The 12,439-nt window shown below is 72.8% G+C and carries 15 protein-coding genes; 4 read left to right on the forward strand and 11 right to left on the reverse strand.

Going from position 1 to position 12,439, the window contains the following annotated elements; all coding sequences use genetic code 11:
* Window positions 1-433: 433 nt before the first annotated feature.
* The 4 genes from AB0D67_RS25480 to AB0D67_RS25495 form a co-directional block, all read right to left on the reverse strand.
* A complete protein-coding gene (locus AB0D67_RS25480; protein WP_362940658.1) occupies window positions 434-706 on the reverse strand; it encodes a GlsB/YeaQ/YmgE family stress response membrane protein in 273 nt (90 codons plus the stop codon).
* A 91-nt stretch (window positions 707-797) separates the two neighbouring features.
* A complete protein-coding gene (locus tag AB0D67_RS25485) occupies window positions 798-1,064 on the reverse strand; it encodes a GlsB/YeaQ/YmgE family stress response membrane protein (RefSeq protein WP_362940661.1) in 267 nt (88 codons plus the stop codon).
* A gap of 217 nt (window positions 1,065-1,281) precedes the next feature.
* Complete coding sequence (ispF, locus tag AB0D67_RS25490) at window positions 1,282-1,749, reverse strand: 2-C-methyl-D-erythritol 2,4-cyclodiphosphate synthase (protein WP_362940665.1); 468 nt, start codon at window positions 1,747-1,749, stop codon at window positions 1,282-1,284.
* Window positions 1,750-1,766: 17 nt separating this feature from the next.
* The gene (locus AB0D67_RS25495; RefSeq protein WP_362940668.1) at window positions 1,767-2,249 is read right to left on the reverse strand and encodes a CarD family transcriptional regulator; all 483 of its coding nucleotides are present in this window, start codon (window positions 2,247-2,249) and stop codon (window positions 1,767-1,769) included.
* 261 nt (window positions 2,250-2,510) lie between these two features.
* Here AB0D67_RS25495 and AB0D67_RS25500 point away from each other — a divergent pair, with 261 nt between their 5' ends.
* Window positions 2,511-3,119 (forward strand): copper chaperone PCu(A)C, encoded by a 609-nt coding sequence (locus tag AB0D67_RS25500; RefSeq protein WP_362940671.1) that lies wholly within the window; start codon window positions 2,511-2,513, stop codon window positions 3,117-3,119.
* Window positions 3,120-3,367: 248 nt separating this feature from the next.
* Here the strand turns inward: AB0D67_RS25500 and AB0D67_RS25505 are convergent, their stop codons facing one another.
* A complete protein-coding gene (locus tag AB0D67_RS25505; RefSeq protein ID WP_362940674.1) occupies window positions 3,368-4,057 on the reverse strand; it encodes a response regulator transcription factor in 690 nt (229 codons plus the stop codon).
* Window positions 4,054-5,250: an ATP-binding protein gene (locus AB0D67_RS25510; RefSeq protein WP_362940677.1), complete on the reverse strand. Its 1,197-nt coding sequence runs from the start codon at window positions 5,248-5,250 to the stop codon at window positions 4,054-4,056. Before AB0D67_RS25510 ends, AB0D67_RS25505 begins: the two co-directional genes overlap by 4 nt.
* 146 nt (window positions 5,251-5,396) lie before the next feature.
* Here AB0D67_RS25510 and phoU point away from each other — a divergent pair, with 146 nt between their 5' ends.
* Window positions 5,397-6,053, forward strand: coding sequence for a phosphate signaling complex protein PhoU (phoU, locus tag AB0D67_RS25515; RefSeq protein WP_362940680.1), 657 nt, complete (start codon window positions 5,397-5,399; stop codon window positions 6,051-6,053).
* Window positions 6,054-6,215: 162 nt separating this feature from the next.
* On the opposite strand, the gene AB0D67_RS25520 is transcribed toward phoU, so the two are convergent.
* From AB0D67_RS25520 to mshA, 5 genes are all read right to left on the reverse strand, one after another.
* Window positions 6,216-6,959, reverse strand: coding sequence for a phosphoglyceromutase (locus tag AB0D67_RS25520; RefSeq protein WP_362940683.1), 744 nt, complete (start codon window positions 6,957-6,959; stop codon window positions 6,216-6,218).
* Between the two features lie 10 nt (window positions 6,960-6,969).
* On the reverse strand, window positions 6,970-7,794 hold the full coding sequence (locus AB0D67_RS25525) for an isocitrate lyase/phosphoenolpyruvate mutase family protein (RefSeq protein WP_362940686.1): 825 nt from the start codon (window positions 7,792-7,794) through the stop codon (window positions 6,970-6,972).
* Complete coding sequence (locus AB0D67_RS25530) at window positions 7,791-8,774, reverse strand: cytochrome P450 (RefSeq protein WP_362940689.1); 984 nt, start codon at window positions 8,772-8,774, stop codon at window positions 7,791-7,793. The genes AB0D67_RS25525 and AB0D67_RS25530 overlap by 4 nt, the downstream gene beginning before the upstream one ends.
* A 56-nt stretch (window positions 8,775-8,830) precedes the next feature.
* The gene (locus tag AB0D67_RS25535) at window positions 8,831-9,310 is read right to left on the reverse strand and encodes a YbjN domain-containing protein (protein ID WP_362940692.1); all 480 of its coding nucleotides are present in this window, start codon (window positions 9,308-9,310) and stop codon (window positions 8,831-8,833) included.
* A gap of 171 nt (window positions 9,311-9,481) precedes the next feature.
* Complete coding sequence (gene mshA, locus AB0D67_RS25540) at window positions 9,482-10,765, reverse strand: D-inositol-3-phosphate glycosyltransferase (RefSeq protein WP_362940695.1); 1,284 nt, start codon at window positions 10,763-10,765, stop codon at window positions 9,482-9,484.
* Between the two features lie 100 nt (window positions 10,766-10,865).
* Here mshA and AB0D67_RS25545 point away from each other — a divergent pair, with 100 nt between their 5' ends.
* Window positions 10,866-11,603 (forward strand): SDR family NAD(P)-dependent oxidoreductase, encoded by a 738-nt coding sequence (locus AB0D67_RS25545; protein WP_362940698.1) that lies wholly within the window; start codon window positions 10,866-10,868, stop codon window positions 11,601-11,603.
* A gap of 2 nt (window positions 11,604-11,605) precedes the next feature.
* A complete protein-coding gene (locus AB0D67_RS25550; protein WP_362940701.1) occupies window positions 11,606-12,403 on the forward strand; it encodes a class I SAM-dependent methyltransferase in 798 nt (265 codons plus the stop codon).
* Window positions 12,404-12,439: the final 36 nt, after the last annotated feature.

Raw genomic sequence — 12,439 nt, forward strand, 5'->3', positions numbered from 1 at the left:
CGCGTAACGACGCGGCCACCGCCCTCTTCTCCGATGCCGGACCGGCCCGCAGCTATTCGCTCACACTCGGTGAGCGGCGCCCCGCTGCGGGCCGGCGCCCTGCTCACCTCCGCGCCCGTCCCCGGATGGACCAGGGCCAGCCATTTCATGACATGTCTAGAAATGGTGGAAACGGTGGTGACCCACTCTCCTGGGGCATGCCGAGCGGGTCACCCGCGAGGGCGGCGACATCGTGCGGGCCGCTGCCCTCACCTCCGGGCGGGAGGGCGTTCGTCCGGGTCACGGCGAGACCACCGGGGCCGAGTGCCCCGCCGTACCGGTTGTTCTCCGACCGCCCCCGGGTCCTGTTCCGTGGATCCCCCCGAAGCAGACGGGACGATCCGCGGGACAGGGCCCGGCGGCGGCTCGCTTCGCGGGCCGTCGGGCCGGTGACTCACACCCTGGAGTGCGGCCGCTTCAGAGCGGCGACCAGGCCGACACCGACGGCGGCGAGGACGACCTGCATGACGAGCTCGATCCAGTCGATTCCGTCCGTGGTGGCCACGCCGAGGGACTGGGCGATCGCGGTGCCGATGAGCGCGGCGACGATGCCGACGGCGATGGTCAGGAACCAGCCGATCGGCTGCCGGCCGGGAAGCACGAGACGACCGAGGGCGCCGACGACGGCACCGATGACGATGGCCCCGAGGATGGACGCGATGGTCATATGAACCTCCTCAATGGGATGAGATCTTCACCTCACGGGAGGTTGGCTACCCTCCGGACCGGAGTTATGCGTGACGGCTGGGAATTCGAGGTCACAGAGTTTTCTTCTGCCGCAGCTGGGCCACGGCCAGCACCCCGATGACCGCGAGGGCGAGCTGGATGATGTGCTCCCACCAGTTGATCCCCGGCGTCCGGGCGAGCCCGAGGGCCGCCGCGATGGCGGTGCCGATGAGCGCGGCGACGATGCCGACGATGACCGTCAAGCCGATGGAGATGTTCTGCCTGCCTGGAAGGATGAGGCGCGCCAGCGCCCCGATGACGGCGCCGATGACGATCGCGGCGATGATGGATCCGATCATGTCCGGCTCTCCCCCCGGTACGGAACATGTCATCAGGGGATTACCCAGGACGTTCACCGGTCACTCAGGAAAGGTGGTGGCCCGCACCGCGCCAGTTGACGGGCCACCGCCCCGGATGCCTCGGCGGGCATTCCGCGCCGCCCGCCGGAACGCTTTCGCGTTCGTACAGAAGACGTCCGTCTCCCCGCTCGGGTTCACCCGCCGGGGGAGATCCTCCCTACGAGGGAGCCCGGCTCATCACGATCGCAGTCGCGACGGCCGCCACGCCCTCGCCGCGCCCGGTGAGGCCCAGACCATCGGTCGTGGTGGCGCTGACGCTCACCGGCGCGCCCACCGCGACGGAGAGCACCCTCTCCGCCTCGGCCCGGCGCGGCGCGAGCTTGGGCCGGTTGCCGATCACCTGGACGGCCACGTTGCCGATCTCGAAGCCGGCCGCGCGCACCGTACGGGCCGCCTCGCCCAGCAGGGCGACACCGGAAGCGCCCGCCCAGCGGGGATCGGCGGTGCCGAACAGCCCGCCGACGTCGCCCAGGCCCGCCGCGGACAGCAGCGCGTCACAGGCGGCGTGGGCCGCCGCGTCGCCGTCGGAGTGTCCGGCGAGGCCGGTCTCGCCGGGCCAGTGGAGCCCCGCGAGGTGCAGTTCGCGGCCGGATGCGAACGGGTGGACGTCGACTCCGACGCCCACCCGTGGAAATATCGTGTTCAGGAGTTGAGAACCTCGTCCAGAAGTGCCTCGGCCTTGTCCTCATTGGTCTTCTCCGCGAGCGCGAGCTCGCTGACCAGGATCTGCCGGGCCTTGGCCAGCATACGCTTCTCTCCCGCGGAGAGCCCGCGCTCCTTGTCTCGTCGCCACAGGTCGCGAACGACCTCGGCCACCTTGTTGACGTCACCGGACGCCAGCTTCTCCAAGTTGGCCTTGTAGCGGCGGGACCAGTTCGTGGGCTCTTCGGTGTGAGGCATGCGAAGCACGTCGAAAACGCGCTCAAGACCCTCTTGCCCGACGACATCGCGAACACCGACGAGTTCGGCGTTGTCTGCCGGCACCTGGACGGTAAGGTCGCCCTTGTCGACCTTGAGAACCAGGTAGGACCTTTCCTCACCCTTGATGGTCCGGGTCGTGATTGCTTCGATCCGAGCAGCCCCGTGGTGGGGGTAGACGACAGTGTCGCCGACCTGGAAAGTCATGTGACAAGTACCCCTTCCGCTGTACTCAAGAGTACCACGTATCCACAGCCTCCCGGAACAGTGAAATCACCATAACTGCAGGTCAAAGCGGCGTCTTATGGCTTGACAAACGCCCACCCCTGTGAATCGCCAGGCTGAAAAGCGGTCCCGGCCTGCATTCGGCGCCCTTCCCCGATCGGGCGGGCCGCCGGAAAACCCGGTATTGGACACGGATAGGGTTGGCCCTGTTCTGCATCCAGTGTGACAAGGAGACCCCGTACCGTGACCCGCAACAGCCGTCGCTGGGCGACCGTCGCCGCCGCGTTCCTCGCCGCCGCCCCCGTCCTGGCCGGCTGCGGTACCGGAATGGACGCCAACACCAGCAGGCCCTACCACGCGACCGAGGCCGTCACCGTCCGGCAGAACGGCATCGACGTCTCCCAGGCGTTCTTCCTCGGCCCCGAGTCCGGCTCGCAGATCGCGGCCGGCGGGGCGGCCCCCCTGTACATGTCGCTGGTCAACAGCGCGCAGGCCCCCGACCAGCTCGTCGGCGTCGGCGTCGACCCGGCCGTGGGCACCGCGAAGATCCCCGCGCCGGTCGAGCTCAAGCCGGGCCAGGGAGTGCGGATCGGCACGCCCACGCCCACCATCGTGGTGGACGGTCTGAAGCAGCCCCTGCGCGGCGGGGAGAGCATCAAGATCCAGCTCCAGTTCGCCAACGCCGGCATCATCCCGGTGACGGTTCCGGTCATCACCCGCAGCCGCGAGTTCGCCACCCTGGCGCCGGCGTCGGGCGGGGGCCAGGGCGCCACGCCGTCGGCGAGCCCCTCGGTGAGCCCCACGGAGGGCGCGACGGCGTCGCCGTCCCCCAGCCCCTCGACCACCGAGTGACCGGCGGCCCGCACGCCGGAGACGGCGGAGCGGGCCCCGACCGGCATGCGAAGGGGCGGACGGGGGATCACCCCGCCCGCCCCTCTCCCGTTCTCCACGTCCTCCTCACGGCCCCGCCGCGGCCGTGAGCGGGTCCGGGGACGGACCCCGGCCGTACGCGGTGGCGACGCCGGCCATACGCGGGGACGGACCCGGCCGTACGCGGTGGCGACGCCGGCCGTACACGGGGACGGAGCCCTCAGACGGCGTCAGCTCTCCACGGGGTCGAACTTGTAGCCCAGCCCGCGGACGGTGAGGATGCAACGCGGGTTGGAGGGGTCGGCCTCGACCTTGGCGCGCAGCCGCTTGACGTGCACGTCCAGGGTCTTGGTGTCGCCCACGTAGTCGGCGCCCCAGACCCGGTCGATGAGCTGGCCCCGGGTGAGCACCCGGCCGGCGTTGCGCAGCAGCACCTCCAGCAGCTCGAACTCCTTCAGCGGGAGCTGGACCTGGTCCCCGCGGACGGCGACGACGTGCCGGTCGACGTCCATCCGGACCGGGCCGGCGGCGAGCACGGCCGACTCCGGCTCCTCGGCGTCGCCCTGGCGGCGCAGCACCGCGCGGATGCGGGCCACCAGTTCCCGCGAGGAGAACGGCTTGGTCACGTAGTCGTCGGCGCCCAGCTCCAGCCCCACGACCTTGTCGATCTCGCTGTCCTTGGCGGTGAGCATGATCACCGGGACGTTGGAGCGCTGGCGAAGCGAGCGGCAGACCTCGGTCCCCGGCAGGCCTGGCAGCATCAGGTCGAGCAGCACCAGGTCGGCGCCGTTGCGGTCGTAGGCGTCCAGCGCCTCGGGGCCGGTGGCCGCTACCGCGACCTCGAAGCCCTCCTTGCGCAGCATGTAGGACAGGGCGTCGGAGAAGGACTCCTCGTCCTCGACGACAAGCACGCGAGTCACTGCGCGGCCTCCAGGGGGATCGGGGTGGTACGGGGTACGGCCACCGCCGTCCCGCCGAAGGCGGGCAGGCGGAGGGTGAAGGTGGAGCCGGAGCCTTCCTTGCTCCACACCGTCACCGCGCCGTTGTGGGCGGCGGCGACGTGCTTGACGATGGCCAGGCCGAGGCCGGTGCCGCCGGTGGCGCGTGAGCGGGCGGCGTCGACGCGGAAGAACCGCTCGAAGATCCGCTCCTGGGCGCTCTCCGGGATGCCGATCCCCTGGTCGCTCACGCTGATCTCGACCGACTCGTGGTGCGGGCCGACGGCCCGCGCGCTGACCACGACCCGGGTCTGCTCGGGACTGTAGGCGACCGCGTTGTCGATGAGGTTGCGCAGCGCGGTGACGAGGAGCTCGTCGTCACCCCAGATCCGCAGGCCCTCGACGCCGCCGGTGACCAGGCTGATGTTCTTGGCCGCGGCGGTGGTGTTGCAGCGGTCGACGGCCTCGTGCACGGCGTCGTCGACCGGCACGGGCCCCGGGGTGGGGATGGGTTCGGCTCCCTGGATGCGGGAGAGCGTGATGAGGTCCTGGACGAGGTAGTTCAGGCGTGCGGCCTCGTGCTGCATCCGCCCGGCGAAGCGGGTGACCGCCTCGGGGTCGTCGGCGGCGTCCTGGATGGTCTCGGCCAGCAGCGACAGCGCGCCCACCGGCGTCTTGAGCTCGTGGCTCACGTTGGCGACGAAGTCGCGGCGCACCGCCTCGACCCGGCGGTGCTCGGTCTGGTCCTCGGCGAGCACGAGCACCTGGCCGTAGGAGCCCAGCGGGGCGACCCGGACCGCGAACGACGTGGAGTCCTGGCCGAACTTGTGCCCGGCGACCTCGATCTCGCTCTCCCGGATCTCGCCGTCCCGGCGGACCCGCCTGGCCATCGCGAGGAGTTCGGCCACCACCAGGTGGTCGCCCTTGACGAGACCGAACGCCCGCGCGGCCGAGCTGGCCCGGAGCACCCTGTCGTCCCTGTCGAGCACGACCGCCGAGGACGGCAGTACGGCCAGCACGGAGGCGACGCCCGGCGGCAGCGCGCCGGGCGCGACGTCGTCCACCGGCGTCAGCACGACACGCCGGCTTTCGACGTTGTGCCGGACGACCATCACGGCCAGCGCCCCGACGATGAAGCCGGCCAGCGCGGCCAGGCTCGCCAGCAGCTCACCCATAGGGTCCTCCTGTAGGCTTCACGGTCCCGATGGTAGGCGGGCGTTTTCCTCTTCAGGCAGCTCAGAGCGGCACTACAACGGCCTTTCCCACAATGTTCACTTTACGGTCGGGGTTCGTTCACCGTCGCCCGCGTACGTTGAGGGCCATGCGCGACCTCTACCACGAAGAACTCGACGCCCTCACCGACCGGCTGATCGAGATGACCCGCCTGGTGCGATCCGGGATCTCCCGGGCCACCACCGCCCTGCTGGACTCCGACCTCCAGCTCGCGGAGAGCGTCATCTCCCAGGACGAGGAGGTCGACCGGCTCTTCACGGAGATGGAGGCGTCGATCTTCGACCTGATGGCCCGGCAGCAGCCGGTGGCCGTCGACCTCCGCATCATCATCGCCGCCCTGCGGATGGGCACCGACCTGGAGCGGATGGGCGACCTCGCCGAGCACGTGGCCAAGGTCGTACGGCTGCGCCACCCGGAGTCGGCGATCCCGCCGGAGCTGCGCGCCACCATCCTGGAGATGGGCCAGGTCGCCGAGCGCCTGGTCACCAAGACCGGCAGCTGCATCGCCTCGCGCGACGTGGAGTCCGCCATGGAGATGCACGGCGACGACGACGCCATGGACCGGCTGCACCGCAGACTGTTCAAGACCCTGCTGGCGGACGACTGGAAGCACGGCGTCGAGCCGGCCATCGACGTGACGCTGATCGGCCGCTACTACGAGCGCTACGCCGACCACGCGGTCCGCGTCGCCAACGACGTGGTCTACCTGGTGACCGGCTCCCGTCCGCAGGACGGCGTCCTGTAGGCGCCCTGCGACGGAACTCGGGATCGGGGCCCGGAGCCCGTCACCACGGGAGCCGGGGCACGGGATCGGGGAGATCGAGGAAGATCGGGGGGAGGGGAGGGGCCCGCCGTCGCGGCGGGCCCCTCCCCTTCGTCCTCTCCTCGCGTGTTCCCGCGGCCCGGGCTACCTGCCCTGGTTGGCCACGGCCTCGATGGCGGAGGCGGCGGCCTCCGGGTCGAGGTACTCGCCGCCCTTGGTCACCGGGTGGAAGTCGTCGTCCAGCTCGTAGCGGAGCGGGATGCCGGTGGGGATGTTGAGCCCGGCGATCTCGTCGTCGCCGATCCGGTCGAGGTGCTTGACCAGCGCCCGCAGCGAGTTGCCGTGCGCGACGACCAGGACGGTACGGCCGGCCGCCAGGTCGGGGACGATCCGGTCGTACCAGTAGGGCAGCATCCGCTCGACGACGTCCTTGAGGCACTCGGTCCGCGGCAGCAGCTCACCCGGCAGCAGGGCGTAGCGCGGGTCGCCGGCCTGCGAGAACTCGTCGTCGTCGGCGATCGGGGGCGGCGGGACGTCGTAGGAGCGGCGCCAGAGCATGAACTGCTCGTCGCCGAACTCGGCCCGGGTCTGGGCCTTGTCCTTGCCCTGGAGCGCGCCGTAGTGACGCTCGTTGAGCCGCCAGGAGCGGTTGACCGGGAGCCAGAGCAGGTCGGCGGTGCCCAGCGCGAGGTTCGCGGTCTGGATCGCCCGGGTCAGCACCGAGGTGTGGACCACATCGGGCCGCACCCCGGCCTCCAGCAGCAGCCGCCCGCCGCGCCGTGCCTCCTCCTCGCCCTTCTCCGACAGCCCGGCGTCCACCCATCCGGTGAACAGCCCCTTGGCGTTCCATTCGCTTTCGCCATGCCGCAGCAGCACCAAAGTCGCCATGCGGCCAAGCCTAGAGCGTGCCCGCACCCTGCCATGGGGCGGCCATGGCGTCAGGACCCGCCAGCCGCTGGACCTCCTCGTAGGAGGGCGCCCCGGCCACCGGGTGGCCGCCCGCGGCGACGGCCAGCGCCGTACCGGTGACCGCGCCCAGCGCCGCGCGGAACAGCAGCGAGCCGAAGCTGATCCGCCGCACCCCCGCCTCCGCCAGCCGGGACGGCGGCACCCCCGGCTGGACGAGCACGTTCAGCGGCACCCCGGCCGCCGTGGCGAGCGCCTCCAGGTCCCGCCCGGCGGTCGCGCCCGGGACGAACACCCCGTCGGCTCCGGCATCGGCGTAGATCCGCGCCCGCCGTACGGCCTCGGTGAGGGCGTCGGGCATGTCCAGCCAGAACGGGTCGGTGCGGGCGTTGACGAACAGGTCCGGCGCGCTGTCCTTGATCGCTCTGATCAGTTTCCCCTGCTCGGCGGGGTCGGCCAGCCGGTCGCCGCGGCCGTCCTCGACGTTGACGCCCGCGATCCCCATGGCGGCCAGGCTCCCTGACAGTTCGGCGACCTCGGCGGGCGAGCCGCCGAAGCCGTCCTCGATGTCCACCGTGACCGGGACGTCCAGGTGCGCGATCCGGCGGGCCAGCGCCAGCGTCTCGGCTCGGGTCGCGCCCGCGGCGTCCGGCTTGCCCGCCGCGGCCGCCACTCCGAGGCTGGTGGTCCCCACGGCCGCGAACCCGGCCGCCGCCAGCACCGCGGCCGAGGCGTGGTCCCAGGCGTTGGGAAGCACCAGCGGCTCGGGACCGTGGTGCAGCGCCCTGAAGCGCTCGAACACCGTCGCCGCCGTCATCGCCGTACCGCCTCGACCACGCCGGCCGCCAGTGCCAGCGCGATCCGTTCGGCGGGGCAGGGCCGCGGTCCGGCGCCGAAGGTCAGGTGCCGCGGGGAGCGGCCGGGCCGGAAGCGGTCCGGGTCGTCGAACACGCGCGGGTCCCGGTTGGCCGCGGCCACGTCCAGCAGAACCGTCGTCCCGGCCGGGACTCCCCCGGCGGCCCGCCGTACGGCGACGCGGCGCAGCATCCGCACGGGCGGGTCGTGGCGCAGCGTCTCGGTCAGCAGACTCTCCACCGGGCAGAGGCCGGCGCCGGCCTCCGGCGTACTCCCGTCGGGATCGGCGGTTCCCTGCGCTTTCCGGGCGGCTCCGCCCGCTCCCGGCGTGTTCCGGGTGAGTCCGTCCGCCGCCAGGGCGTTCTGGACGAGACCCGCGGTCGCCGCGCACGCCTGGGCGAGCAGCCCGGCCAGTACGGCGAGCCGCTCCGGCTCCGGGTCGCCGAGCAGCCGTGACAGCTCGGCCAGGCCCGCGTCGGCCGCGTCGTCGTCCGGAGGGATGGACGGGGCGGCCTGGACAGGCGAGGTGGGCGGGGTCGCGGGGGGCAGATAGGCGGGGGCGAGTGCCTCGACCGCCCGCGCCGCCCGCGCGGCGTCCTCGGCCCGAACGCCCAGCGCGACGGCCAGCGTCTCCACCAGCACCAGTTCCGGGCTGGCATGCCCGGCCGTACGGCGGAACGCCTCGGCGCGCAGCGTCCGCTCGTCCAGTCCGTCGAGCACGCGCACCGCCGCGGCCCGGCGGGCGGCGTGCACGGGGCCGTCGGCGAAACGGCCGACCGCGCCGCGCAGCCAGGCGACGGTCAGCGAGAAGGGCGGTCGCGGCACCTCGGGCACGGTCAGGGCGGGGTCGGCCAGGAGCGCCCGCACCTCGTCGTAGCGGCTCACGACGATCGGCCGGGCCGGCTGAGCCGTCCGGGCCGTGCTGTTCGGCTGAGAGGTCATGACCCGCACGCTAGGCGCGGAACCCTTCGGCGCCGGCCGAAACGTCCGGCGGGGGATCAGTCGCCGGGTTCGGCGAACCGGGCGAACGCCCTGAGGTTGGCCAGCGACTCGCCGCGTTTGGCGCGCCACTCCCACTCGCGCCGGATCGAGGAGGCGAAGCCCAGCTCCAGCGCCCGGTCGAAGCCCTCGTCGGAGTAGGTCAGCACGCAGCCCAGCAGCCGGTCGATCTCCTCCTCGGAGACCGCGCCGAGCGGCGCCCGGCCGACGAGGTAGACGTCGCCGACGGGGTCGAGGGCGAAGTGCACGCCGTACATGGAGCCGTTCTTGGTCAGCAGCCAGCGGTAGAACTCGACGTGGTTCTCGTCCGGCTGGCGGCAGAAGAACGCCTCGACGTGCAACGCCTGGTCACCGACGATCAGCCACGTCATGGTGGCGAGCTTGTGCTGGCCGGGGAGCTTGACCAGGAACGCCCCCGGCCGGGGCTCCTCGTAGGAGACCTCTGCGCCTTTCAGCGCCGCCTCGATCACTTCACGCATGCGTCCACCCTACGAGCCGCCCGCGAGGAGGGACGCGGGGCGGGGGGACGGCGGGCGGGACGGGGAGCCCGGAGAGGCGTGCCCCGCCGTACGGCGGAGGGACGACGGGTGGGACGGGGAGCCCGGAGGGACGCGCCCCGCCGTACGGCGTACGGGCGGCGGGGCGCGGGGTCAGCAGGAGACGGCGATCGGGACCCGGTGCAGTTGCGCCATCGCCCCGGCGTAGACCTCCGAGAGGCGGGCGGCGGTGGCCGACCACCCGAAGGCCGCCGCGTGGTTCACCGCGCCCGCCGACAGCGCGTCACGCCAGGCGGGCCGGTCCACGAACCGGGTGAGCACCCGCCCCCAGTCGTACGGGTCGTGGCCGTCGACGAGCACGCCGGAGACGCCGTCGCGCACGGCGGTGCGCAGGCCGCCCACGGAGGCCGCGGCGACCGGGGTGCCGCAGGCCTGCGACTCCAGGGCGACCAGGCCGAACGACTCGTTGTGCGAGGGGACGGCGGTGACGTCGGCCGCGCGGTACCAGTCGGCCAGCTCGGGCTGGGGCGCCGGCGGGACGATCCTGACGACGTCCTCGATGCCCAGGGAGGCGGCCAGATCGGACAGGTAGGAGGGCCGGCTCAGGCCGTTGCCGCTGGGGCCTCCGACGCAGGCGACGATGAGCCTCCCCCGGAGCGAGGGGCGCTCGGCGAGCATCCGGGCCGCGGCGCGCAGCAGCACGTCGGGGGCCTTGAGCGGCTGCACCCTGCCCACGAACAGCAGCACGTGGGCGTCGCGGGGCAGGCCGAGACGGCGGCGGGCCGCCCTGCGGGATCCCGGCCGGAAGACGCCGAGGTTCACCCCGGGGTTGACGACGGCGACGCGGCCGGAGGCGGCGCCGTACAGGTCGACGAGTTCGCGGGCCTCGGTCGGGGTGTTGGCCACCAGGCGGTCGGCGACCTGGACGACCTGCTCCTCGCCCAGCACCCGCCCGGTCGGCTCGGGTCTGTCGTCCTCGGCCAGCAGGAGGTTCTTCACCTTGGCCATGGTGTGCATGGTGTGCACCAGCGGCACGCCCCAGCGCTCCTTGGCCAGCCAGCCCACCTGGCCCGACAGCCAGTAGTGGGAGTGGATCAGGTCGTAGCGTCCCGGGTCGTACATCGCCTCGGTGCGCAGCACGCCCGACAGGAAGGCGCAGAGCTGGCCGGGCAGGTCGCCCTTGTCGAGCTCCTCGTACGGTCCCGCGGTGATGTGACGGACGGAGACGCCCGGGACGATCTCGGCCACCGGGGGCAGGTCACGGCACGTCTGCCTGGTGAAGATCTCGACCTCGATCCCGAGATCGGCCAGGCGCTTGGCCACCTCCACGATGTAGACGTTCATGCCGCCGGCGTCCCCGGTCCCCGGCTGGTCCAGGGGGGACGTGTGCATGCTGATCGTCGCGATCCGGCTGACCCGCCGTCGCCTCACGGACACCACCTCCGAAAACGCTTTAACCACTCAATACTTCGCAACATTCCCAGCATCCGGACTCCCCCGGGGGTACCGGTGAACCGCCCTGGCAGGATGGGACGCCATGAGGAAGACAGCGGTCGTCACGGGTGCAAGCAGCGGGATCGGCGCGGCCACGGCGCGCCGGCTGGCCGCGGAGGGGTTCGACGTGGTGGCGGGCGCGCGCCGCCGCGACCGTCTCGACGAGCTGGCGGCCGAGGTGCCCGGGATCCGCCCGGTGACGCTGGACGTGACCTCCCAGGAGTCGGTGGACGGGCTCGTCGCCTCGCTCGACCGCTGCGACGTCCTGGTGAACAACGCGGGCGGCGCGATCGGCCTCGAACCGGTGGCCGGCGCCGACCTGGCCGACTGGCAGCGGATGTACGACGTCAACGTGCTCGGCTCGCTCCGGATGACCCGGGCGCTGCTGCCCCGCCTGATCGCCTCGGGCGACGGCGTGCTGCTGATGCTCACCTCGGTGGCCGGGCTGGTCTCCTACGAGGGCGGCGGCGGTTACGTCGCGGCCAAGCACGCCCAGAGCTCGATGACCGAGGTGCTGCGGCTGGAGCTGTGCGGTGAGCCGGTCCGGGTCGTCGAGGTGGCCCCGGGGATGGTGCACACCGAGGAGTTCTCGCTGAACCGCTTCCGGGGCGACTCCTCCGCCGCCGACCGCGTCTACGAGGGCGTCCCCGGCCCCCTGTCGGCCGACGACGTCGCCGACGCCATCGCCTGGTGCGTCACCCGCCCCGCCCACGTGAACGTCGACCGGCTGGTCATCCGGCCCCGCGCCCAGGCCGCCCAGCACAAGGTCCACCGCGTCTGACGATGGCGAAACCGGTCGGGGAGATCACCAGGGGGACCACGGGCCACAACCGGCTGCGGCGGGTGGACCGGTGGATCACCGCCGCCTGCGGCCGGCTCCTGCGGTCGGCGGACCGCCCGCTGGTGGTCGACCTCGGCTATGGGGCCTCGCACGTCACGACCCTGGAGCTGTTCGGGCGGCTGCGCGCGGTCTGCCCGTCGGTCGAGGTCGTCGGGGTGGAGATCGACCCGGCCCGGGTGGCGGCGGCCAGGCCGTACGAGCGGCCGGGGCTGTCCTTCGCGCTCGGCGGCTTCGAGCTGCCGGTGGGCAGGCCGCCGCTGCTGGTGCGGGCCTTCAACGTGCTGCGGCAGTACGGCGAGGCCGAGGCATGGGACCACTGGGCGCTGCTGCGGAGCCGGATCGCGCCGGGCGGGATGATCGTCGAGGGCACCTGCTCCGAGGTGGGGCACCGCGCGACCTGGGTGGGGCTCGACGGGAACGGGCCGCGGACGCTGACCTTCGCGGCCCGGTTCGACGCCTTCGACCGCCCCTCCGACCTCGCCGAGCGGCTGCCCAAGACGTTGATCCACCGCAACGTCCCCGGCGAGCCCGTCCACGCCTTCCTGCGCGACTTCGACCGGGCCTGGGCGGTCAACGCCGCGCTCGGCGCCCACGGCGCGCGCCAGCGCTGGATCGCCGCCGCCCGGACGCTCGCCGCGTCCTGGCCGGTGGCCGTGCGCCCGCCGCTCGGGGGCGAGGGCCGCTGGCGGCTCGGTGAGCTGACCCTCGACTGGGCGGCGGTCGCCCCCCGGAACCCGTGACCAGGGCCAGGGCCAGGGCCAGGGCCAGGGCCGGGG

Source organism: Streptosporangium sp. NPDC048047, assembly GCF_040653115.1.
GTDB lineage: Bacteria > Actinomycetota > Actinomycetes > Streptosporangiales > Streptosporangiaceae > Streptosporangium.